This window comes from Dyadobacter sp. HNCC25DJ184 (assembly GCF_056895215.1).
The window spans coordinates 111,756-133,447 of the sequence record NZ_JBXHAQ010000006.1 but is presented as its reverse complement, the minus strand read 5'-3'; the positions used below and the strand labels follow the sequence as shown (position 1 = coordinate 133,447).

Below are 21,692 nucleotides of genomic sequence, written 5' to 3'. Positions count from 1 at the left end.
TAAAACGTTTTACTAAGTACGCAAGTTAATAAAAGATTCTTTCTTGTATATCTTCCTGCCATAATGGCAAGGCATGGTTATTTACACTTCGGAAAAACGCAGTACATATCCGATCCGATTTGTCGTATATTGATGTTGCGTATCTAGCAAATTATTAAAGTAACTGAGTAAAAATGACTGAACACTTAAATCGCCTGACACCACGCCAGATTGTTTTTGAGCTGGATCAATATATCATAGGCCAAAATGACGCGAAGCGAAACGTAGCCATCGCACTAAGGAATCGGTGGAGGCGGATGAATAGCCCCGAGGATATCCAAAAGGATATTATTCCAAATAATATTTTAATGATCGGTGCTACCGGGGTGGGTAAAACTGAGATCGCTAGGCGATTGGCTAAAATTGCCGATGCTCCTTTTGTGAAGGTGGAAGCTTCGAAGTTTACCGAAGTTGGTTATGTAGGCCGCGATGTGGAAAGCATGGTTCGGGACCTTGTGGAACAGGCGGTGGCAATGGTGAGGACGCATAAAAAAGAAGAAGTGAAACTGAGAGCCGAGCAGGCTGTTGAAGATATTATTCTGGATGCGCTGATTCCCCCGGTGCATGGTTCTGTGTCACTAAAGCCAAAGTATGAAACCAATATTGCCGGAGACGAAACGCCGGAAGATGATGCCGAACTGAACCAGCGTACACGTGAGCGTTTTCGGGAAAAAATACGAAACGGTGAGCTTGACGCCCGCAAAATTGATATAGAACTTCAGCAAAATCAAATGCCGAACGTGGGTATGATCGGTGGGTCAATTGATGATGTTTCTATGATGAATATTCAGGAAATGATTGGCAATATGGTTCCTCGCCGGGGCAAAAAGCGTAAAGTCACAGTTGGAGAGGCCAAGAAATTGTTGTTTGACGAGGAAGCTTCGAAATTGATCGATATGGATGAGGTGAAGATCGAAGCCATTCAGAAAGCTGAGAATCTGGGGATTATTTTTATTGATGAAATTGACAAAGTAGCATCCAGTCGTTCGGGTGGAAGTGGTCCGGATGTGAGCCGTGAAGGTGTGCAACGCGACTTACTTCCAATTGTGGAAGGCAGCGCGGTTAATACCAAACATGGAGTTATCAACACAGACCACATACTTTTTATTGCAGCTGGCGCATTCCACGTAGCGAAACCTTCGGATCTGATACCAGAGCTTCAGGGACGTTTTCCAATCAGAGTGGAACTGGATAGTCTGACAGAAAATGATTTCTATCAAATTCTTAAAGCTCCAAAAAATGCCCTGACGAAACAATATGAGGCAATGCTTGAATCTGAAGATGTTGAATTACAGTTTCAGGACGACGCGATTCGCGAAATGGCGAGGATTGCGTTCGAAGTAAACAGTGAAGTAGAAAACATCGGAGCCCGCAGGTTGCAAACCGTAATGAGCTTGTTGCTGAACGATTTTATGTTCGACGTGCCAGACGTAATCGGGCCAAATGCACATATCGTTGTCACTGCCGAAATGGTGAGAGAAAAATTAGCTCACCTGGTGAAAAATCGGGATCTGAGTCAGTATATACTATAATTTACTTTGGCAGTCGGCTTTCGGCAGTCAAAATTTAAGGGCAATGGGCTACAAGCCTGTTGCCTTTTTGGATAGCCGGTTGCTGAAAGCCGGAGTCTAATTAAAAAACAACCACTTCAAGGCAATCGGAAATTCTTTTCCCCATCTTTCTTCGGTATGTTCTCCGTTCGGGTCAATGGAGGTATGGATTTTTACACGATTATAGCCAAATCCCTGATTGTTGATCGTATCTTCCAGATGGGTAACATTTGGTATCATATTGGATCCCTCTTTTCCGCCTCCGTAAAGATAAATTTTCGTTTCCAATGGCTCGAAAAAATGGATTGCATCAAAGTAAATTCTTTTTGATATCCACAACGACGGCGAGAATATCATAAGCCGGCCGAACACATGTGGGTACATAAGAGCTGCATAAATTGACAACAATCCACCGACAGAGCTTCCTCCCATTCCGGTATTCAAGCGATCCGGCAGGGTGCGATAAGCACTGTCAACAGCCGGTTTCAGGGTATCAACCACAAACTTCAAAAACAAAGCCCCTAACCCTTTTCCTAACTTCGCATTATCATAGGGTGAAAATTCCTGCACGCGATCGTCGTCGCCATGGTCAATGGCCACAATAATTACGTCTGCCTTATCTTCGTGAGCCAAACTGGCAAGGCTCTTATCAATTTGCCAGTTGCCATATGGTGAGCCGTCGCCAAAAAGATTTTGGGCGTCGGTCATATACAAAACCGGATAATGCCGGTCGGGTTGTTCGTAATAATTGTGAGGTAACAATACGTGGACTTTCCTCTTGCGATTCAGTTGCGGTATCAAAAAAGTCTCCGACAATACCTCAATGACCGGCATCATATCTGGTTTCTCGTTATTATCCTTCTGCCAGCGGGGTACAAAATCATTGATAATGCCATGTGTCGAATCTACAAAACGGTTTGGTTGCTCCTGTCCATATCTATCCAGCTCGACCTCGGTCCAGCTACCTCTTGTATATTTGTATTCAAGAGGATTTGGAAGCTCCATGTCTGCGGGAAATTCAAACGAATACTGACCCGGCCTGATTTCCTTCATTTTAAACGCTTCTGAGTCTGGAAACCAGCTGCAGAAATTGCCTGTGATGAAGACAGGTCTTCTGTCTGTATGTGGTGTTTTGAGCTCAATAACAAGCTGATCTGTCAATACGGAACTTTCCATTGTTGAGTTACTGGTCGGGGCGATTTTACGAAAGAATTAAGATACCGTTTTTTTTTCCAAGTCGATGAAATCAAAACTAAATTGATGTTTTTCATCTGCTGGAAAGTGAATTAGACTCTCTTCCGTCCATTCGGTCTCGCTAGGTATATTAAAAAATGTATCGCCCTCTATTTTGGTGTGCACCTTAGTTAGATATACTCTGTCTGTCAGTGACATAGCCTGTTTATATATCTCTCCACCACCGATTACAAAAGTCTCCTCATCGCCTCTTTTTTTGGCTTCTTCAATCGCGTGTTCCAGTGAGTTTACAACCACTACACCTTCCTGTTGAAAATCCTGCTGTCGGGTAATTACTATTGAGGTTCTCCCGGGAAGAGGCTTGCCTATGGATTCAAAAGTTTTCCGGCCCATTATCATCGTATGGTTCAAGGTCAGTCTTTTAAATCTCTTCAAATCTTCGGGCAGACGCCAAAGGAGTTGATTGTCTTTTCCAATAGCTCCATTTTCGGAAGCGGCAACAATAATTGATATCAGCATTTGAATCTGTTTTTTCGAGTAGTAAGGTTAAAAGTTTCCCTAAAGCTTAGCGCCCCTCAGAAATTCTTCAATACCCATTCGTTTTTTCCCCTCAAGCTGAAGCGTCTCGACCGCGAGCCAGCCGTTGGAAGCCCTAAAATGGAGGAATGTTTTGTGGTCGGTTCTATATTCTCCTGCGTCGGCGACTGTTTCATCTTCAATCACCTTCGTTTTGAAAATCTTACAGGAAAGCCCGTTCAAAGAAGTCCATGCGGCCGGGTAAGGAGCAAGTCCGCGAACGAAGTTGTATATCGATATAGCCGGTTGGTTCCAGTCGATCTGACAGGTTTCTCTGAATATTTTTGGCGCCGCTTTCAGCTGACCGTTATCCTGTTGATCGTCTTGCGGATAATTTCCTGCTTCAATGGCCTTTATGGTTTTTACAACCAGCTGCGCACCCTTATGCATCAGTCGCTCATACACACTTCCGGCATCATCGTCCACACTTATCTGTTCTTTTTCCTGAAAGATAATTTTGCCGGTATCAATTTCCTTTTCTATAAAAAATGTGGTAACTCCGGTTTCTGTTTCTCCGTTCATTACCGCCCAGTTAATCGGGGCGGCACCACGATATTGGGGCAACAACGAACCATGCAGGTTGAATGTCCCATATTCCGGCATACTCCAGACTATTTCCGGCAGCATGCGGAAAGCGACCACTACCTGAAGATTGGCATTCAATGCTTTGAGTTGTGACAAAAATTCCGGATCTTTTAATTTTTCCGGCTGTAAAACAGGAATTCCCTGCTCGATGGCATACTGTTTTACAGGAGACATTATGAGCTTTTGACCTCTCCCGGCAGGTTTGTCGGGCGCAGTAATTACGGCGACAACATTAGAATTGTTCTCGACCAGACTTTTTAGACTTGGGACCGCAAATTCCGGTGTTCCCATGAAAATTATTCTCAAACTATTTGACATGATTTACTCCAGCTTTGATCAAAATGGTTTGTTAGCGTTTACAAATATTGCTATTTTTGTCGTTCATACTTATGAAATATGATAAAGAATAAAGAACATATCAGCCGAAAAGGAAAGGTCTTTTAACCTTCTACGTGAGTTTGCAGTGACTCTTGTAGGACGGTTTAGATACCGTTCTTTTTTTTTACTTAAAATTGAAAAAGACACCTAAGAATTTAATAAACAAAATATTACCATGGCCAAGATATCATACTATACGGAAGAGGGATTAAATAGGTTGAAGGCAGAGCTCAATGACATGAAAACCAGGGGCCGCACCGCCATTGCAGCTCAGATTGCGGAGGCGAGAGACAAGGGAGATTTGAGTGAGAACGCAGAGTATGATGCAGCCAAAGACGCCCAGGGAATGCACGAAATGAAGATCGCGAAACTGGAGGAAATCATGTCCAATGCCCGCGTGATCGATGAGTCTTCAATAGATACTTCTCAGGTTGCAGTTCTTTCGAAAGTGAAGATCAAAAACCGGAAAAACGGAATGGAAGTTACATATACTTTGGTTTCGGAAGAGGAAGCAGATCTAAAAGCTGGCAAGATATCTGTCGGTTCACCGATTGGAAAAGGTTTGTTGGGTAAAAAAGTGGGAGAAACTACCGAAATAAAGGTACCTGCCGGAATTATGGAATTTGAGGTGCTGGATATCAGCAGACATTGATAGTGGTTTCAAATGAGAATCCTGCGGTTCACAATAAACAGTTTTCTGTATATTGTGAACCGTTTTCATTAAAATCTCATCCCACGGGTTAACATTTTTACTAATCCCTAACAGCTATTAGCTAAAGGCTAGCAATGCCATTCTCAGGTTTCAAAGTAAACATCTCCTTTCTTTGGGTGGAAGGCATGGCGATATACCCCTTTGTTTTTATCAAAAAGGGCAGTATCAGTCCTGTACTCTTGAACCACGAATGTATTCATTTGCGCCAGCAACTCGAATTAGGACTGGTGTTATTCTATATATGGTATTTCCTCGAATACCTGGTTCGGCTCGTTCAGTACCGAAATCATCACAGGGCTTATTTAAGTATTTGCTTTGAAAGAGAGGCATATTCGAATGAAAGAGAAAAAGAATATTTACAGAGTCGTAAATTTTGGGCATTTTTGAGGTACCTGCGCAACAAAAGTTAGTACAACTAATCACAAAGAGCTAACCGCTAAAAGCTCATAATCATTATATTTGAATTTGCCCTCAAGTGCATGCAAACGGGGGATATAATTTTGGGTCATTTTAATTTTAATATATGTCAGATAAAAGCACGGAATTTCTTTATAAGTATTTGAATAATGCTTCCCCGACCGGTTTTGAGTCAACCGGTCAGCAGATATGGCTGGACTATATCAAGCCATATATTGAAGAACAAATCATTGATGTTTACGGTACGGCAGTAGGTGTAATAGGACCGGGGCAGGATTATAAGGTTGTGATTGAAGCGCATTCGGATGAGATATCCTGGTTTGTAAATTATATCTCTGAGGATGGATATATCCATGTTCGCCGAAATGGTGGTTCCGATGCTGCCATTGCTCCGTCAATGAGAGTAAATTTGCATACCTCAAAAGGCGTCGTAAAAGGGGTGTTCGGCTGGCCGGCAATCCACGTTCGTGATACGGCGAAGGATCAGGTTCCAAAGGTTCATGAATTGTTCATTGATGTCGGAGCGGGGAAGAAAGATGAAGTTCTGGAAATGGGAATACACGTTGGAACGGTTGTTACTTTCGCCGACGGACTGGATGAACTTAATGAAAAATATTACGTCGGTCGCGCTTTGGACAACAGAATGGGCGGTTTTATGATTGCCGAGGTTGCCCGGATGTTGCATGAAAACAATGTCAGTCTTCCTTTTACGCTTTATATCGTGAATGCGGTTCAGGAAGAAATCGGTTTACGAGGGGCAGAAATGATATCCCGTCGTTTGAAACCAGACCTGGCGATCTGTACCGATGTGACGCACGACACGCAGTCGCCGATGTACAACAAGAAGGAGCAGGGTGACTTGAAGAGTGGTTCTGGTCCTGTAATTTGCTACGGACCGGCTGTACAGAATAATGTTCGTGATATGCTTATCAAGGTGGCAGAGGAAAAGAAGATTCCTTTCCAGCGTCAGGCTGTAAGCCGTTCTACAGGAACAGATACTGATTCTTTTGCATATTCTGCGGAAGGTGTTGCGTCGGCGCTAATTTCATTGCCTTTGAAGTATATGCATACGACCGTGGAAATGGTGCATAAAGACGACGTTCAGAATGTAATTCAATTGATGTACGACGTGCTTCTTTCGCTCAAAGGCGGGGAAGATTTTCGGTATATCAAGTAGCATAAGGTTGAGGGCTTTGGGCGAAGTGTGAGCTGAGGTTTTGGCTTCTTTTCCAGTCTTTTTGTTGCGGTGAGGGGTTTGGAGTATAGGGTTGGATTTTTATCAGCGCCTTACTTCATGCCTCTCACTTTTTTTGTTGGTAAATTAACTGATCTGTTCTCTGTCGAATTTTAATTTATTGATTTACAGTACAGTAAAATCTTGGCAAAATTTATTGTAATTTATAGTATCATTTTTAACAAATAATTTGTTATTTTTAGTATCATAAAAATCGCGAATATTACGTTAAAATTGGACTATGGAAAGGCCAAGAGGAAGAGGAGCTGGAATCAACACCGACAACAAGTTTTTTAAACAGCATATCGAATATACTTCGGAAGACTGGCAGAACTGGGAGGAGCCGGATCCTGGCCCGAAAACGCAGTTTTTTGATGAATATCCGAAAACGATCCTCAATATTTCCGATAGTCCGGATCTGGAAAATTTTCATTCAGTAAATCCATATCGCGGCTGCGAACATGGTTGTATATATTGCTATGCCCGGAATTCTCACGAATACTGGGGGTTCTCTGCAGGTATTGACTTTGAATCAAAAATCATTGTTAAAAAGAATGCGCCTCAGTTGCTTGAAAAGCTGTTCAATTCCAAAAAATGGCAGCCGGCACCCATCCATCTTTCAGGAAATACAGATTGTTATCAACCTGCAGAAAAGAAATTCGAATTGACGCGAAAGCTGCTGGAGGTATGTTTGCGATATAGAAATCCGGTTCATATTCTTACGAAAAATGCGCTTGTGCTGAGGGATATAGATGTTTTGTCAAAAATGGCTAAGCTAAATCTGGCACACGCAGCGGTTTCCATTACTTCTCTGGATGAAGATATTCGGAGCACTTTGGAGCCGAGAACGGTAACTGCAAAAAGACGTCTGCAGGTTATCAAAACATTGCACGAGGCCGGAATACCCATGGGAGTCATGACAGCTCCCATTATTCCCGGTCTGACTGACAATGAAATTCCGGCTATCATTCAGGCGGCTTCTGACGCCGGTGCCACGTGGGCTGGGTACACAGTAGTTAGGCTGAACGGAGCGATCGGGACTTTGTTTAAGGAATGGGTAAATCATCACTTTCCGGATCGGGCGGCCAAGATATTAAACCAAATCAAAGAATGTCATGGAGGAACGGTTAACGACTCAAGATTCGGACTTCGTATGTCAGGCCAGGGGCAATATGCCGAAAACATCCGGCAATTGCATAGCTTTGCCTGTCGCAAATATTTTCAGGACAAAATCACTCCCGAGCTGGATACTTCGTTATTTTTAAGGGGCGGACAAATGTCACTGTTCTGATACACAGATGGGTTCACGCAGAGTTTGGGGAGTTTTACGCTGAGTTCGCTGAGAGTAGTTCAGAAAATCTAAGGATTAATTGCGAATCTTAATGTTCCTTAACCTCTTAATGGTGAACAAGTTATTTTCGAATTCAACCATTATTTTACGTCAAACCTTTTTTGTCCGACTTCGTTCTAATATTTAGAAAAACTGATACCTAATTCCTAATAGCTAGCCCTTAATATGAAAAGAAATATCTTGTTACTTATAGTGCTCGGCTTCTGCGCTCATTTAAATATTGCTTGTGCGAGTTCAGGCCCTACATCTAGCGATGACGGGAGGAATAAGCCTAAGAGAAATGAAATTATCACCGGCGCTGACCAGACAACCAGCTATATTAATTATTTAAAAGGAAAACGTGTCGCCATTCTGGTCAACCAGACTTCCATTATTGGCAAAGTTCCGATGGTAGATAGCCTGGTGGCCTTGGGTGTTAATATTGTCAAGATATTTGGCCCCGAACACGGGTTTCGAGGTACGGCAAGTAATGGCGACAAGGTATCCGACAGCGTAGATCCAAAGACTGGAATTCCGGCGATTTCTCTTTATGGCAAGCAAAAAAAGCCAACCAGGGAGCAATTAGCAGATGTTGATTTGATGATTTTTGATATCCAGGATGTCGGTGCACGTTTCTATACCTATATCAATACCCTTGGTCATGTCATGGAGGCTTGTGCTGAAAATAACAAGGAACTTCTCATTCTTGACAGACCGAACCCTAACGGTTTTTTGGTGGATGGTCCTATTTTGGAAGATCATCTCCATTCTGGAATTGGCATATATAAAATTCCAATCAGCCATGGATTGACTGTTGCGGAATTTGCTCAAATGATAAATGGAGAAGGCTGGTTGCCCAATAAGATAACTTGTAAGTTAAAAATCATCAAAGTTGCCAACTATAAGCATTCACTTTTATATACCTTACCAGTTTGGCCCTCGCCAAACCTGAATACTCAGCAGTCGGTGATGCTCTATCCGCATATATGCATGTTTGAGGGGACGATCGTTAGTCAGGGGCGCGGAACTTATATGCCGTTTACGGTTCTGGGTGCCCCTTTGTTGAAAGGTAAATATACCTTTTCATTTACACCGAAAAGCATCAAAGGGATGAGCGAGTCGCCTTTGCATATGAACACTGAATGCTACGGTCTTGATCTTAGAAATTATGATATCGGAAATATCATAAAAACCGGCAAAATTCATTTGGCGTGGCTTATTGAAATGTATAAGGCTTATCCTGATAAAGAGAAGTTTTTTGATATGAGCCAAAGTAAGCAAATGGGGAATTTTGATAAGCTTTCAGGTACCGAAAATTTAAAGAAACAGATTATTGCAGGAGTACCTGAAGATGAAATTCGTAAAAGCTGGGAGCCGGGGTTAGGGGAGTTTAAAAAGATGAGAGCCAAATATCTAATCTATCCTTAGTTGCGTCTGCATATCAAGGTCTTTTAAAAGTGATATTTTCACATCACTAAAAAACAAAACATCTCCAAGGCAGATGCCAAAGAGATGTAAAATTTACTCAACGTTATTAAGAAAAATTTTGAACTAAGTAATTTAGTTTAAGTCTTATATATGTTTTATGAATTCCTGAATTTGTCTGATTCATTATCATAGAGCCAGGCATGGCAGATATTTTTTTAAAATTAAAGGATAAGTACCGGACCGATCTATCAACAATAAGGGTAGGTTATAAGCCAGATCCATATTTGGTACTATATGCTATTTGGAGGGTATATTATTTGTGCGATTCCAGGCGAAAAAGAAAATTTGCCCTCGTCCTGCGTTCATAGAGTGAATATAATAATTATTAGAATGAAAGCAAATATTAAGTTTGTAAAAATAAATCTTTAAATGTTAATAAAGGTTACAACATCTAACTACAACCCTTTGCAATAAATAAAAGCAAACGGTCTAAGAAAACGTTTTGATCCTGCTTAAAAGCTCCGCCCGGTTCTCTGCGGTGATTGGAATTTCAATTCCGTTAATCAACACATGAATATAGTTGATTGAAGTGATGGCATTGAGGTTGATGATATACGACTTATGAACCCGAAAAAACTGGTTCGAAGGTAGTTGGCTGATGATATTTTTCAGCGTTTCGCGAATCGTGTATTTTTTACTTTCCAGGTGAAGCTCCAGATAGTTATCGTCGCTACGGATATAGAGTATATCGGCTAACAGGATTTTGATGAACATATGCTTCTCCTTTATGAAAAGCGCATCCTGAATCACAATTGCATCTTCTTTGGATTCACCCGATTTTTCATGGAGCTGTCGGTCGCGATAGCTTTTCACGGCCAGTTTAACCGCAGTATAAACGGCTATTTTCTGAAAAGGCTTGTTAAGGAAAGCGTGTGGAGAGGTCTTCAAAGCCGCATTCACAATCGCCATTTCTTCATGACTGGTCAGGAATATAAAAGGCATTTTATTGTGTGTGCCTATATATTCCGCAACATCTATTCCTGTTTGGTGCCCGCTGAGGGTAATGTCCAACATCGTGAGATGGATGACCTTGGACTTTAGTATCGCTACCGCTTCTTCATAATTTGTCGCTATGTCCTCAGCCTGGTATCCGAAACCATTCAAAGTATATTGTAAATGTTTAGCAACTAGTGGTTCGTCTTCAACTATTAAAATATTCATTTCGATTTTAGTATACATGTAATAAGATATATCACATGTTGAGGGTAAGGGTTATAATCGTATGTCGAGCTTGCCAATAATGTTGGCTGAGTATAAAATAAACCAAAAAAAAGAAAAAAAGCGAGCTTTAAAGGGCTTGATAGGGAAATATCCTCAATTTTTTTCCAGCTATTTGTATTTGCGTGTAGCGATTACTCGGGTATTTATAATGTAACTTAGTTCTTATCTTTTAAATTTCTTTTGGTTGCGACAAAGAAAATTGCGATTAAAATAAATACTACAAAAAAGCTCAAACTTAATTTTGGGTTGTAGTATACGATCGCGAAAAGACACAATACTGAAAGTATTAACGCAACTGCAGGAAAATAGGGATATGCAGGTACCAAAAACGGTCTTTCTAAATTGGGCTCCTTGCTCCGAAGTTTGAAGAGAGCAGCCATACTAATGATATACATCACAATGGCGCCCAGCGCAGCAAGAATGATAACCTGATCCGTAGTGCCCAGGCATAGGGCGATACATCCAACCAGCCCGCCTACGATTAACGCCCAGTGCGGTGTTTGGTATTTTGAATTAACATTGCCCAGAATTGAAGGCAGATAACCACCGCGAGCCAGGGCGTATATCTGGCGCGAGTAGCCAATAATTGTTCCATGAAATGAAGCAATCAGCCCAAAAAGACCCAAACTCGCAAACAAGTGAGTCAGACTATTATTACGCCCCAAAACGATACCTAACGCGGCGGGCAGGGGATAGTCGATCGTGCTCAGATTTTTCCAATGCGTTACTCCTCCTGTTGAGATCATGACGGCAAGAGCCAACACCACCAGCGTCAGTATACCATATATATAACCCAGTGAAATTGTTTTCTTTGGATTTTCCACTTCCTCGGCCACCATTGCCACGCCTTCAATGGCCAGATAAAACCAGATGGCGAAAGGCAGCGCGGCAAAAACGCCAGCCCACCCGAATGGAAACGGGTCAGTTGTGAAAGTTGTATACGAAAAATGAGGGGTCACTATTCCTACATATAACAAGAGCTCCAAAACGGCGAGGATCGTAACGACAAGCGAAAAAGTAGCCGACTCTTTTATTCCAAAGAAATTGATAGCAGTAAATATGAAATAGCAGGTTATGGCCACTTCCAGAACGGAAAGCGATGGGTACAAAAAGTGGGTATAACTGCCCAGTGCGAAGGCGATGGCGGGTGGCGTGATTAAAAATTCGACGAGCGTTGCATATCCCGCTATTAGTCCGCCCCACCAGCCAAAAGCCCGGTGCGCATACGAAAATGGGCCCCCTGCCTGAGGAATAGAAGTAGTTAGTTCAGTAAAGCTGAAAATAAAAGTTACGTAGAGGACAGTAACGATCAGAGTCGCGATCAGAAAGCCGATTGTGCCGGAAACTCCCCAGCCGTAGTTCCAGCCGAAATATTCTCCCGAAATGACAAGGCCTACTGCAATGGCCCATACGTGAATTGGTTTAAGGACTTTCTTAAGCGTAGCATTTTCATCAATCGACATTCAACAGCGGGTTAGAAGTTTTACAATAGGAGCTAAGTAAAATAAGTAAAGGGCTTTAACTATCTTTATTTTGGCGCATTCCGAAGGTAATCGGCGAGCTCGGCGACTTTATCGGTATTCAGATAATCAACATTAAAAGACATCATTTTTTTCCATGCATTGACATTGTCCGGTGTACCCCAAAACCTGAATTTCTTGTGAAGATCATGGAACTTGTTCACTTCATTTATAATTCGTTTCTTTTGCGTTTTTCCGAGCTCTCCCTCACCGTTCCAGTTTGAATATTTATCAAAAGATTGGCTGATCAAAGCAACACGTTCGAGTTGAGCGGAAGTATATTTCACATCCGGGCGACCGTCAAAAAAGATATAAGAAGGGTATTTGTCGAATTCGGTCGGAGAAGGAGTGTTACCGCTGATGACTATTCGTACCGTGCCTTTCGGTTGCAGAATATCGGCATGTGGATCCAGAAGTTTTACCAGCGCAGCCAGCGTTTCTTTAGCCGGGGTTTTTAGGTCAATGAGAAGCTGCAGGTCATAATTTAAATTGGCATAAATCTTTCCGTTATTTTTTGAAACCTGAGCGACGATGGGATTAAGGTATAACTTACTGAAGGTGCGTTCTTTGGAGATTCCAGCGACATCGTGGGCAGTGAAAAGCGTGTCATTTCGTAAAATGACGTCGGCTTCAATAGATCCAAATTGTTGGTTATAAGCATCCCAAAATGCTTTGGGGTGCTCATAATCATTATGCGAATGAGCCTGAGCTGTCGTATAGTTGATTGCCTGGCTGGTGACCCTCGGTGCTATACCAATAACGAAAGCTAATATTAGCAGTAAGGCATATTTCATGTCAGGAACTAAAAGGTGTCTGGTAAAGATAAACTATTATCCCGATTATGAAAATGAGAAAGCCCCGGCTTTGTCATTTTACAGATCTGTAATTATACCTTCAGCCGATCATTTCAGGCCATTTCGCTTCCGAAACCCGAATCTGCGATGATGAGGTCAACAAATCGGAGGGGATTGCTGCTTACGATAGAGAATATAGTTATTTTAGCCGATTATATAGGTCAACACTCCATTTAAATCAAAGTTACATGAGTAGGAACACTTCTCTTTTTCGCAAAAAGTCTGTAGATCAAATTTTGAAGGATGCTCACTCGGGCGAAGGAGGGTTGGAAAAGATCTTGGGAGTCCGGGATCTGGTTTCACTTGGCATTGCAGCCATTGTTGGCGCAGGGATATTCAGTACAATCGGCCTGGCGAGCTTTAATGGTGGGCCGGCAGTCTCTTTGCTTTTTATTTTTACGGCCATTGCCTGCGTTTTCACGGCATTGTCATATGCCCAATTTGCAAGTACCGTGCCTGTGTCAGGAAGCGCATACACCTATGCATATGTGGCATTTGGAGAGTTTTTCGCGTGGATTATCGGCTGGGCGCTCATCCTCGAATATGCCGTTTCCAATATGGTCGTGGCCATTTCCTGGTCCAAATACTTTGTCAGTATGCTGGCCGGTTTTGGAATCAAATTCCCAGGCTGGCTTAGTATAGATCCAGGTTCAGCGGCGGATGCGTTTCACAAATTGGAAACAGTTGACTCTTCTCATTTGTCACAGGCTGAACTTCTGGCGGCTCAGGCGTATATGGCTGCACCACAATGGTTTGGGTTTCATATCATATTAGATCTGCCTGCGGGCCTGATCACGGGATTGATTACTGCATTGGTATATGTCGGGATTAAGGAATCGCGGACAGCCAGCAACCTCATGGTTGTTTTGAAAGTCGGAGTGGTGTTGCTGGTAATTTTCGCCGGTGCTTTTTATGTAAAACCTGAGAATTGGACACCCTTTGCGCCCAATGGTGTCAAAGGCGTTTTAAGTGGAGTTGCAGCTGTCTTTTTTGCCTTTATCGGGTTTGATTCGATATCGACCACCGCAGAAGAATGCAAAGATCCGCAGCGGGATATGCCGAAGGCAATGATTTATTGTTTGATCATCTGCACTGTATTGTATGTTCTGATTACGCTGGTATTGACCGGAATGGTCAACTACAAAGAACTGAACGTAAGCGATCCGTTGGCTTTCGTTTTCCAAAATGTGGGTCTGGACTTTATGGCAGGTTTGATATCAGTGAGTTCGGTAATTGCGATTACGAGTGCATTATTGGTATATCAATTAGGCCAGCCGAGGATTTGGATGACTATGAGCAGGGACGGTTTGTTATGGAAACGGTTTTCTAAGATTCACCCCAAATTCCACACCCCTTCTTTCGCAACGATCGTCACAGGGTTTCTGGTCGGTATTCCTGCTCTGTTTTTTAAAATGGATTTCTTTGTCGATTTGACGAGTGTGGGGACTTTTTTTGCATTCATTTTAGTGTGCGGCGGGGTGCTTTATCTTGACTATACGGGGCTTTCGAGCAGGTCAAAGTTTAGAGTACCTTATATAAATGGAAGATATCTTGTCGGACTTTTGTTAGCCGTTGCCGTAATCGGATTGCTTTTATACGGTCAGGAAACATTGAAAGAATGGGACGCGCTGACATTTATGGAAGTGATAGAACACAAGGTATTGACGATCGTATTTTGGCTGATATGGGCAGGACTTTCCTTTTTTAGCTACAAATACAAATTCTCGTTTTTACCTGTGGCAGGCATATTAACTAATCTATACCTGATGACAGAACTCGGGTCATCCAACTGGCTTATTTTTATAGCGTGGCTGGCGATTGGGCTTGTGATTTATTTCAGTTACGGATATCGGAAAAGTAAGCTCGCCAACTCGTGATTTGAGTTTTGCATTTGAAAAGTGTGGTCAGGGATTGTCAGGCATGTTCGACGCCCAGTCGGGGACGCCCAGTCGGGGACGCCAGTACATTTGGTTGTATGACGAGAAGGTTTTGGGATATATATTCCTTACTCTAGTGCCTCAACTTTGAGTTCTATCGCATAATTGGCCTTGATTTTTGTAGAATCAACAATCGGATATGAATTGACTTTTTTGAGAATGAAACGATATGGCTGATCAGCAAAAGTGGTGGTCAGCGTATCGATTTCGGTGAAACCCGATTTTTTACGTGGCATACGGCAATCACCAACACACATTACAACATGCTTCGTTACCCTGCCTTCGACGCTGATACCATTCAGTTCCAGATCAACGGTCGCATTTCCCGCCCAAATACATTGTACATTGGCAGGACAGCGGCTGTCTTGCACATCAAAAAAGGTAAGCGTAGCTTTGGGTATATCGTAGATTTGAACTGTCTCTTTGAAAAGAATTTCATCTTTATTTGCCTTATCGACCGCAGATTCGTCGCAGGCCGCTAGTCCGGCTAACGCCAACATCACCATCCATTTTGTAAAAACCTTCATCCTCTGCCGGGTTATAATTTGTAACATACTTTCTTAAAATCAAGAAGACCAATCCTCTATTAAGGTTGAAAGTTGCGTCCATTGATTGTTATAAAGTTATATTTTTTCGAATCAAATTACAATACTAAAGGTGGTTCCTTTTCCAACTTCCGAATTCACAATCAGGTTGCCGCCGTGCTGCTGCAAAATTTGGCGCGAAAGGCTCAATCCAATACCCGATCCAGTCTTTTTTGTGGTGTAAAAAGGGATGAAAATATTTTCAAGTGCCTCAGGTTCAATGCCATCTCCGTTATCCGTAACCTCGATGATGGTATTTCTCTCGTTGTGATATGCCTTAATAGTAATCATACATTCCCTTTGAGTAGAGAATGCTTCCGAAGCGTTTTTGATCAGATTGATCAGAACTTGCTGAATCTGATTTGAATCCGCTTTAATGGTAAGGTTTTCAGGTTTGATGTTTAATTGATATACAATGCCCGCTGAGGTGAGGTCGGCTTGTAAAAGTTGCAATACCTCGCTTACAATCTCGTCTACCAAAAGATTTGCAAAAATCGGTTTGGGCAAAGTCGTGAAGTCGCGGTATGCGTTCACAAATTGCATCATTCCTTTACTCCTTTTTTCGAGCGTATGCAAAGCTTCTTTCAAATCGGAAACAGCTTCCAGATCCGTTGTGGTTTTTTCAATATCCTCATTCACAATCATCCGCATCGTCCCGACGAGCGAAACAATTGGCGTCATAGAGTTCATTATTTCATGCCTGAGTACCCGCGTAAGGTTTTGCCAGGATTCTACTTCCTGCCTTTGGAGCTCAGTTTCAATGTTTTGCAGAGCCACGATCTTTACCCAATTACCCCGCAACTGAATAGCAGTACCCTGGAGGGCAAGTGGGTGGTCTGATGGAGTACGGTACAATTCTCTGACGCTGGCAGTTTGGTCAGAAAGGAGCTCATAGAGTTTGGGGTGCTTTTCCTGCAGTTCCGACAGATTGTGTAAACGATATAATCCCAGCAATCTTAGTGCCGCGTTGTTGATAATATTGACTTTACCATTTCCGTCGAATGTGATCAAACCAGTTCCAATCTGCTGAACGATCGTGTTCAGATACTGAAGGTTAGCTTCTTTTTCAGCACGCGCCTGTCGAAAAGCGAGTAAGACCTCATTGAACTGCTGATTCAATTCTTTAAAAGTCTTACCCATTTTATTATCAGATCGGAAATTGATCGTGAAATCAGAATAACGTACCGATTCCAGAAAATAGATCAGTTTCCGGTTAACATTCGTAACATATTGATATAGCAAAACCCCTTGAATAGAAATAGCAATCAAGCCGAGAATGATGATCAGGGTTCGGTTGGTTTCATGACCGGACAGCCAAAAGAGCAAAAAGCAGGAAAGAATGATGATACAAATCCTTGTTGCAACTACAAAGCTAAAATGACGAAGTCCAAACATGGTTTTTCTAAAACGTATAAGAGTTTTTACTGATTATTAAGGATATGCCCCGGCAAAGGAATTGACTTCGCTAAATATAAACTTTTCAAGTGAAGGTATCTTAAAATGCGCGATATCGAACTTTGGATTGTCGAAAACGTCGGGAGCCGGTACGCTAACAGTCAACATCCCTGCTGTATGTGCCGACATAAGTCCTGCATATGAATCTTCAAAGGCAATGCATTCCTGCGGTTTTACACCCAGTTTAGCCGCTGTTGCCAAATATACTGCAGGGTGAGGTTTGGTGAATTCTTCAAGAACACCTGAATGCCAGGTATCGAAGTACTGCAGAATGTCCAGCTTTCTCAACACATTCTCAATCAAATCCATATGAGAGGCGGAGGCGACAGCAAGCAATAATCCTTTGTTTTTCAGAGTGTCGAGCACTTCAATGACGCCGGGCATAAGGCTAACGCGCAATGGAATATGCTCGTGTGCATAATCGAGAATTTCAATTTCAAGATCTTCCAATGAGTATACGGCATCCCATGGCTGAAGTTTGTAACAATATTCAAGAAATAGTTGTGTGGAAAGACCTGTGGATTCTCTTTTTATTGCATCTGTCACGTCGAAATTTACTTTTCTCATGACCTCTCTGGCGGCTTCTGCCCATATCGGCTCTGAATCGATCAGTAGCCCGTCCATATCAAAAATTGCAGCTTTAATCATTAACAATGGGTTTATGGTTGATATTCGGGAAAAGCTAGCGAGGAGGATTTTACGAGCCTCACCCGACTTTGGTTTTCCCAGTTCTTTTTTCATATGATCAAAACTACTACTTTCGCTGATAAGAATGGCCTTAGGGGTGTCCAAAAACGGACTGAGATTTATACCCTTTGAACCTGAATTATAGAGAATTTTGTTCCTCATGATAACTGCAACACATTTTTTATGAGCATACAAGAGCAAATTCAATTGGATGTAACTGCAATTTCCGAGAACAGTAGGTTACAAACTCAGCTTTATGATTTTTTGAAGCTTTTAAAGGCTAACATGCCCTTAAATCGAAACAGCGACAAAGTTTTGTCTCATGCAGGAGCGATCGATAACGAATCGGCTCGCGAAATTACCCAAATAGTAAACGATGAGTTTGGTAAAATAGACAACGAATGGCATTAACCAAGATCGTTTTAGATACCAATATTGCTATTGAGGTTCTTAACGCTAATGCTTCCACAGTCAATTTGTTGAAACAGTTCGATCTGATTTATCTCCCAATAACTGTATGTGGAAAATTATTGTACGGAGCAAAGAATTCTTTAAGAGTCGATTACAACTTGCCACGATTTCAATCTTTTATTAATGACTGCCAGATCCTTGACGCGGTTGAGCCTGTGGCCATGGAGTATGCTGATATCAAAAAGCACCTTAAAGAAGCAGGAACTCCAATACCTGAAAATGACATTTGGATTGCAGCCATCTACTCGTGACCGTCATTTCTCCAACATACCTTCTTTGAAAATATTTGGGTAGAACAAAAACATTTCATTTTAAACTACTACTTTCGCTGATAAGAATGGCTTTAGGGGTGTCCAAAAACGGACTGAGATTTATACCCTTTGAACCTGAAACAGTTTATACTGTCGTAGGAAAAAGCGTTGAACCGGTGTAATTACCGAATTCCACTTTTCAAAACTGATATCGTATTCATAACGGAATAGGGTGCAGTGCTCCTTTCAGCTCATTCATAACCTTTGTTTAAATGTTATGCAATGAAATACAATCCGGAAAAGAATTTAGAAACACTCAGAGCCAAATCGCCTCTGGTCCACAACATAACGAATTTCGTGGTTATGAATTTTACCGCCAATGCCTTACTGGCTATTGGCGCATCGCCTGTGATGGCACATGCAATAGAGGAGGTGGAAGATATGGTTTCGATCGCGGGCGCGCTGGTAGTGAACATCGGCACTTTGTCGCCCGACTGGGTGGATGGAATGGTTCTAGCGATGAAGAAAGCGAAGTCTATTGGCGTACCGATCATTCTTGATCCGGTCGGTGCGGGGGCGACTCCATATCGTAACAATGTATTGAAAAGACTGCTCGACGCGGCTTCACCCACTATTATCCGCGGAAATGCTTCTGAAATTATGGCACTCGCCGGTCTGGACATTCAGACAAAAGGGGTGGATAGTTCTGCCGCTGTAAATGATAGTCTGGAAGCCGCCCTACAACTTTCTAACAATTACGGAAGCGTAGTCAGCGTTAGCGGCCCTACTGACCTGATCGTTTTCAAGGACAAAATTGCATATGTAAACAACGGTGTTTCGCTCATGACAGGTGTGACTGGCATGGGGTGTACCGCGTCCACTTTGGCGGGAGCCTTCGCGGCGATTCAGTCTGATCCTTTTGAAGCGGCCGTTTCCGCCGCTGCGACGATGGGAGTCGCTGGCCAACTTGCCTGGGAGAAGACCAACTCACCAGGTACTTTTCAAATGGAGTTTTTGAACGCACTTTATAATATCACGCCAGAACATTTGTCAAGGTTGGCAAAAGTAGATTAATGATATGGCAGAGATAAGGGATCTAATAAAACTATACCTCGTAACGGACGAGCTGGCTTGCCAAGGGCGGGACTTTTATGAGGTGGTGGAGGAGGCTGTCAAAGGCGGGGTAACGATGGTTCAACTTCGGGAGAAATCTTTGGGGACCAGAGCTTTTGTCGAGCGGGCTTTTCACTTGAAGGCATTACTGGCTCCATATGATGTGCCGCTAATTATCAACGATAGAATTGACGTGGCGCTGGCAGTAGATGCAGAAGGAGTACATGTTGGCCAGAGCGATATGCCATATGAATTGCTGAAAGAACTACTGCCAACCGGGAAAATTATAGGGTTGTCTGCTGAAAATCAGGAGGATGTGAAGAGGGCTGAGGGGTTGGATATTAGTTATCTGGCTGTCAGTCCGTTGTTTTCGACGTTATCTAAAATCGATGTTGAAAAGCCCTGGGAACTTGACGGTTTGACCTGGATTCGAAGAAATAGCCATCACCCGCTGGTTGTAATCGGCGGCTTGAATAAAGATAATATTGGCGAGGCATTTGCGCATGGCGCGGACGGAATTGCTTTGATATCAGCAATTTGCAGTGCAGAAAGCCCTTATGAAGCATCCAGTGAATTAATAAATATCATCAACACCAAACAACAAAAATCATGAACAAGTATCCAACTGTATTAACCATCGCCGGATCAGATAGCGGAGGTGGCGCTGGAATCCAGGCAGATTTAAAAACCATGACCGCACTCGGGGTATATGGCATGACGGCCATCACCGCTCTGACAGCGCAGAATACCCAGGGCGTCAGGGATATATTGCCAGTTCCGCCGGAATTTCTGGAAAGTCAACTGGATGCTGTTTTTGAAGATATTGAAGTCGATGCAGTGAAAATCGGAATGGTCAATACCATAAAAGTTGCCGAAGTCATTGGCAAAATTTTGGACAAATATAAGCCCAGATTCATAGTCTTTGACCCGGTAATGGTGTCAACGAGTGGTTCGCGTTTGATTCAGAATGAAACTGTTAGCATGCTTTGGAAGGAATTGTTTCCAAAAGTAGATCTTATCACGCCCAATCTTGATGAAGCCGAAATTCTGGTCTCCAGAAAAATCACATCAGTAGAAGAAATTCAAATGGCGGCCGAGGAATTGGTTCGCAGAGGCTGCAAAGCAGTGTTATTAAAAGGCGGGCACCTTGTCGGAGAGAAGCTTTACGATGTTTTGGCACAGAAAGATAAACCAAGTCAGATTTTAGAAACTGCATTTATCGATAGTTATAATCTCCACGGAACTGGCTGCACGCTGTCATCGGCCATTGCCTCTTTTGTTGCATTGGATTTCGGGTTGGAAGACGCCATAAAAAAGGCTAAGGAATATGTGTCTTTGGCAATAGAAGCAGGAAAAGATATCAAGACCGGGCATGGACCGGGCCCGCTCAATCACTTTTTTACCTCTAAAATATAAATAGATGAAATTTACGGAACACCTTTGGAAGGAAGCACTACCAGTATATCAAAAAATTGAAACGCATCCGTTCAATGCCGAAATGATGAAAGGAACTTTGCCAGAGGAAAAATTCAAACACTATATCTATCAGGACTCACTCTATCTCGGGGAATATTCTAAAGCGTTGGCAGTTACCGGATCGCATGCGTCTTTCAGTCAGGAATTCCTCGATTTTCTGGGGTTTGCTCAAAACGCGATACTCGTCGAAAGAGCGCTGCACGAAAGCTATTTTACAGAATATCACATCGATCATAAAGGAGGAATGTCGCCGTCCTGTTTCGCATATACGCACTATTTGCTAGCTACGAGCACATTCGAATCTTACGAAGTAGCAGTTGCGGCTCTTTTGCCCTGCTTTTGGATCTACAAAAAGGTGGGAGATTTTATTTACAAAAATCAGGCTTCCCCCAATCCATATCAAAAATGGATCAGCACCTATTCGGGTGAAGCCTTTGCGAAATCTGTTCAAAAAGCGTTAGATACCTGCGATCGTGCTGCTCAGCAAGCCTCTGAATCAACCCGTTTGCAGATGACGGAAGCGTATGTAATGGCTTCGAAACTCGAGTATATGTTTTGGGACAGTGCTTATAAATTGGAAAAGTGGCCAGTTTGAAAGCAAAGGAAAAGTAATCCAGGGA

General features: G+C 42.6%; 22 protein-coding genes and 1 riboswitch. Of the genes, 13 read left to right on the top strand and 9 right to left on the bottom strand.

The genetic code is table 11. The annotated features are described in order from the left end of the window. The first annotated feature begins 173 nt into the window (after nt 1-173). The gene (hslU, locus tag AC1XUD_RS11160; protein WP_483361075.1) at nt 174-1,571 is read left to right on the top strand and encodes an ATP-dependent protease ATPase subunit HslU; all 1,398 of its coding nucleotides are present in this window, start codon (nt 174-176) and stop codon (nt 1,569-1,571) included. A gap of 96 nt (nt 1,572-1,667) precedes the next feature. Here hslU and AC1XUD_RS11155 read toward each other — a convergent pair whose 3' ends face one another. From AC1XUD_RS11155 to fmt, 3 genes are read right to left on the bottom strand one after another with little or no spacing between them, the layout of a single operon-like run. Then, entirely contained in the window at nt 1,668-2,765 is a 1,098-nt protein-coding gene (locus AC1XUD_RS11155) for an alpha/beta hydrolase (protein ID WP_483361074.1), read from the bottom strand. Nucleotides 2,766-2,801: 36 nt separating this feature from the next. Then, the gene (locus AC1XUD_RS11150) at nt 2,802-3,302 is read right to left on the bottom strand and encodes a dihydrofolate reductase (RefSeq protein ID WP_483361073.1); all 501 of its coding nucleotides are present in this window, start codon (nt 3,300-3,302) and stop codon (nt 2,802-2,804) included. 39 nt (nt 3,303-3,341) lie between these two features. Beyond that, entirely contained in the window at nt 3,342-4,262 is a 921-nt protein-coding gene (gene fmt, locus AC1XUD_RS11145) for a methionyl-tRNA formyltransferase (protein WP_483361072.1), read from the bottom strand. A 235-nt stretch (nt 4,263-4,497) separates the two neighbouring features. Between fmt and greA the strand changes: the two genes are divergently transcribed. From greA to AC1XUD_RS11120, 5 genes are all read left to right on the top strand, one after another. After that, entirely contained in the window at nt 4,498-4,974 is a 477-nt protein-coding gene (gene greA, locus AC1XUD_RS11140) for a transcription elongation factor GreA (RefSeq protein ID WP_483361071.1), read from the top strand. 134 nt (nt 4,975-5,108) lie between these two features. Further along, complete coding sequence (locus AC1XUD_RS11135; RefSeq protein WP_483361070.1) at nt 5,109-5,444, top strand: hypothetical protein; 336 nt, start codon at nt 5,109-5,111, stop codon at nt 5,442-5,444. Between the two features lie 113 nt (nt 5,445-5,557). Then, nucleotides 5,558-6,628 (top strand): M42 family metallopeptidase, encoded by a 1,071-nt coding sequence (locus AC1XUD_RS11130; RefSeq protein ID WP_483361069.1) that lies wholly within the window; start codon nt 5,558-5,560, stop codon nt 6,626-6,628. Nucleotides 6,629-6,926: 298 nt separating this feature from the next. Further along, nucleotides 6,927-7,976 (top strand): PA0069 family radical SAM protein, encoded by a 1,050-nt coding sequence (locus AC1XUD_RS11125; RefSeq protein ID WP_483361068.1) that lies wholly within the window; start codon nt 6,927-6,929, stop codon nt 7,974-7,976. A 225-nt stretch (nt 7,977-8,201) separates the two neighbouring features. Beyond that, entirely contained in the window at nt 8,202-9,443 is a 1,242-nt protein-coding gene (locus AC1XUD_RS11120; protein ID WP_483361067.1) for an exo-beta-N-acetylmuramidase NamZ family protein, read from the top strand. 489 nt (nt 9,444-9,932) lie between these two features. Here AC1XUD_RS11120 and AC1XUD_RS11115 read toward each other — a convergent pair whose 3' ends face one another. From AC1XUD_RS11115 to AC1XUD_RS11105, 3 genes are all read right to left on the bottom strand, one after another. Further along, the gene (locus AC1XUD_RS11115) at nt 9,933-10,664 is read right to left on the bottom strand and encodes a LytR/AlgR family response regulator transcription factor (RefSeq protein WP_483361066.1); all 732 of its coding nucleotides are present in this window, start codon (nt 10,662-10,664) and stop codon (nt 9,933-9,935) included. 215 nt (nt 10,665-10,879) lie between these two features. Then, nucleotides 10,880-12,187 carry an ethanolamine permease gene (eat, locus tag AC1XUD_RS11110; RefSeq protein ID WP_483361065.1) on the bottom strand — a complete coding sequence of 436 codons (1,308 nt, stop codon included), beginning with the start codon at nt 12,185-12,187 and terminating at the stop codon, nt 10,880-10,882. Nucleotides 12,188-12,252: 65 nt separating this feature from the next. Continuing rightward, a complete protein-coding gene (locus AC1XUD_RS11105) occupies nt 12,253-13,038 on the bottom strand; it encodes a phosphatidylinositol-specific phospholipase C/glycerophosphodiester phosphodiesterase family protein (protein WP_483361064.1) in 786 nt (261 codons plus the stop codon). 248 nt (nt 13,039-13,286) lie between these two features. Between AC1XUD_RS11105 and AC1XUD_RS11100 the strand changes: the two genes are divergently transcribed. Continuing rightward, on the top strand, nt 13,287-14,975 hold the full coding sequence (locus AC1XUD_RS11100; RefSeq protein WP_483361063.1) for an amino acid permease: 1,689 nt from the start codon (nt 13,287-13,289) through the stop codon (nt 14,973-14,975). 128 nt (nt 14,976-15,103) lie between these two features. On the opposite strand, the gene AC1XUD_RS11095 is transcribed toward AC1XUD_RS11100, so the two are convergent. From AC1XUD_RS11095 to hxpB, 3 genes are all read right to left on the bottom strand, one after another. Further along, nucleotides 15,104-15,562 carry a hypothetical protein gene (locus AC1XUD_RS11095; RefSeq protein ID WP_483361062.1) on the bottom strand — a complete coding sequence of 153 codons (459 nt, stop codon included), beginning with the start codon at nt 15,560-15,562 and terminating at the stop codon, nt 15,104-15,106. Between the two features lie 111 nt (nt 15,563-15,673). Beyond that, entirely contained in the window at nt 15,674-17,014 is a 1,341-nt protein-coding gene (locus AC1XUD_RS11090; protein WP_483361061.1) for a sensor histidine kinase, read from the bottom strand. A 36-nt stretch (nt 17,015-17,050) separates the two neighbouring features. After that, nucleotides 17,051-17,923 carry a hexitol phosphatase HxpB gene (hxpB, locus tag AC1XUD_RS11085; protein ID WP_483361060.1) on the bottom strand — a complete coding sequence of 291 codons (873 nt, stop codon included), beginning with the start codon at nt 17,921-17,923 and terminating at the stop codon, nt 17,051-17,053. Nucleotides 17,924-17,944: 21 nt separating this feature from the next. On the opposite strand from hxpB, the gene AC1XUD_RS11080 reads away from it, so the two are divergent. The 6 genes from AC1XUD_RS11080 (at nt 17,945) to AC1XUD_RS11055 (ending at nt 21,667) form a co-directional block, all read left to right on the top strand. Further along, complete coding sequence (locus AC1XUD_RS11080) at nt 17,945-18,172, top strand: hypothetical protein (protein ID WP_483361059.1); 228 nt, start codon at nt 17,945-17,947, stop codon at nt 18,170-18,172. Then, the gene (locus AC1XUD_RS11075) at nt 18,163-18,483 is read left to right on the top strand and encodes a PIN domain-containing protein (RefSeq protein ID WP_483361058.1); all 321 of its coding nucleotides are present in this window, start codon (nt 18,163-18,165) and stop codon (nt 18,481-18,483) included. The genes AC1XUD_RS11080 and AC1XUD_RS11075 overlap by 10 nt, the downstream gene beginning before the upstream one ends. Nucleotides 18,484-18,567: 84 nt before the next feature. Further along, nucleotides 18,568-18,662, top strand: a riboswitch (TPP riboswitch). 103 nt (nt 18,663-18,765) lie between these two features. Beyond that, nucleotides 18,766-19,557 (top strand): hydroxyethylthiazole kinase, encoded by a 792-nt coding sequence (thiM, locus tag AC1XUD_RS11070; RefSeq protein WP_483361057.1) that lies wholly within the window; start codon nt 18,766-18,768, stop codon nt 19,555-19,557. 4 nt (nt 19,558-19,561) lie between these two features. Next, entirely contained in the window at nt 19,562-20,209 is a 648-nt protein-coding gene (gene thiE, locus AC1XUD_RS11065; protein ID WP_483361056.1) for a thiamine phosphate synthase, read from the top strand. Next, a complete protein-coding gene (gene thiD, locus AC1XUD_RS11060) occupies nt 20,206-21,012 on the top strand; it encodes a bifunctional hydroxymethylpyrimidine kinase/phosphomethylpyrimidine kinase (protein WP_483361055.1) in 807 nt (268 codons plus the stop codon). Before thiE ends, thiD begins: the two co-directional genes overlap by 4 nt. A 4-nt stretch (nt 21,013-21,016) precedes the next feature. Then, nucleotides 21,017-21,667 (top strand): TenA family protein, encoded by a 651-nt coding sequence (locus tag AC1XUD_RS11055; RefSeq protein ID WP_483361054.1) that lies wholly within the window; start codon nt 21,017-21,019, stop codon nt 21,665-21,667. The last annotated feature ends 25 nt before the right edge of the window (nt 21,668-21,692 follow it).

Excerpts from the sequence above, each read along its gene's own strand:
- eat (WP_483361065.1), bottom strand. The coding sequence starts at position 12,187 with ATGTCGATTGATGAAAATGCTACGCTTAAGAAAGTCCTTAAACCAATT.
- thiD (WP_483361055.1), top strand. The coding sequence starts at position 20,206 with ATGAACAAGTATCCAACTGTATTAACCATCGCCGGATCAGATAGCGGA.
- thiM (WP_483361057.1), top strand. The coding sequence starts at position 18,766 with ATGAAATACAATCCGGAAAAGAATTTAGAAACACTCAGAGCCAAATCG.
- AC1XUD_RS11080 (WP_483361059.1), top strand. The coding sequence starts at position 17,945 with ATGAGCATACAAGAGCAAATTCAATTGGATGTAACTGCAATTTCCGAG.
- AC1XUD_RS11115 (WP_483361066.1), bottom strand. The coding sequence starts at position 10,664 with ATGAATATTTTAATAGTTGAAGACGAACCACTAGTTGCTAAACATTTA.
- fmt (WP_483361072.1), bottom strand. The coding sequence starts at position 4,262 with ATGTCAAATAGTTTGAGAATAATTTTCATGGGAACACCGGAATTTGCG.
- greA (WP_483361071.1), top strand. The coding sequence starts at position 4,498 with ATGGCCAAGATATCATACTATACGGAAGAGGGATTAAATAGGTTGAAG.
- AC1XUD_RS11105 (WP_483361064.1), bottom strand. The coding sequence starts at position 13,038 with ATGAAATATGCCTTACTGCTAATATTAGCTTTCGTTATTGGTATAGCA.
- AC1XUD_RS11090 (WP_483361061.1), bottom strand. The coding sequence starts at position 17,014 with ATGTTTGGACTTCGTCATTTTAGCTTTGTAGTTGCAACAAGGATTTGT.
- AC1XUD_RS11055 (WP_483361054.1), top strand. The coding sequence starts at position 21,017 with ATGAAATTTACGGAACACCTTTGGAAGGAAGCACTACCAGTATATCAA.
- AC1XUD_RS11120 (WP_483361067.1), top strand. The coding sequence starts at position 8,202 with ATGAAAAGAAATATCTTGTTACTTATAGTGCTCGGCTTCTGCGCTCAT.
- hxpB (WP_483361060.1), bottom strand. The coding sequence starts at position 17,923 with ATGAGGAACAAAATTCTCTATAATTCAGGTTCAAAGGGTATAAATCTC.
- AC1XUD_RS11095 (WP_483361062.1), bottom strand. The coding sequence starts at position 15,562 with ATGAAGGTTTTTACAAAATGGATGGTGATGTTGGCGTTAGCCGGACTA.
- AC1XUD_RS11125 (WP_483361068.1), top strand. The coding sequence starts at position 6,927 with ATGGAAAGGCCAAGAGGAAGAGGAGCTGGAATCAACACCGACAACAAG.
- AC1XUD_RS11150 (WP_483361073.1), bottom strand. The coding sequence starts at position 3,302 with ATGCTGATATCAATTATTGTTGCCGCTTCCGAAAATGGAGCTATTGGA.
- AC1XUD_RS11075 (WP_483361058.1), top strand. The coding sequence starts at position 18,163 with ATGGCATTAACCAAGATCGTTTTAGATACCAATATTGCTATTGAGGTT.
- AC1XUD_RS11135 (WP_483361070.1), top strand. The coding sequence starts at position 5,109 with ATGCCATTCTCAGGTTTCAAAGTAAACATCTCCTTTCTTTGGGTGGAA.
- hslU (WP_483361075.1), top strand. The coding sequence starts at position 174 with ATGACTGAACACTTAAATCGCCTGACACCACGCCAGATTGTTTTTGAG.
- AC1XUD_RS11155 (WP_483361074.1), bottom strand. The coding sequence starts at position 2,765 with ATGGAAAGTTCCGTATTGACAGATCAGCTTGTTATTGAGCTCAAAACA.
- AC1XUD_RS11130 (WP_483361069.1), top strand. The coding sequence starts at position 5,558 with ATGTCAGATAAAAGCACGGAATTTCTTTATAAGTATTTGAATAATGCT.
- AC1XUD_RS11100 (WP_483361063.1), top strand. The coding sequence starts at position 13,287 with ATGAGTAGGAACACTTCTCTTTTTCGCAAAAAGTCTGTAGATCAAATT.
- thiE (WP_483361056.1), top strand. The coding sequence starts at position 19,562 with ATGGCAGAGATAAGGGATCTAATAAAACTATACCTCGTAACGGACGAG.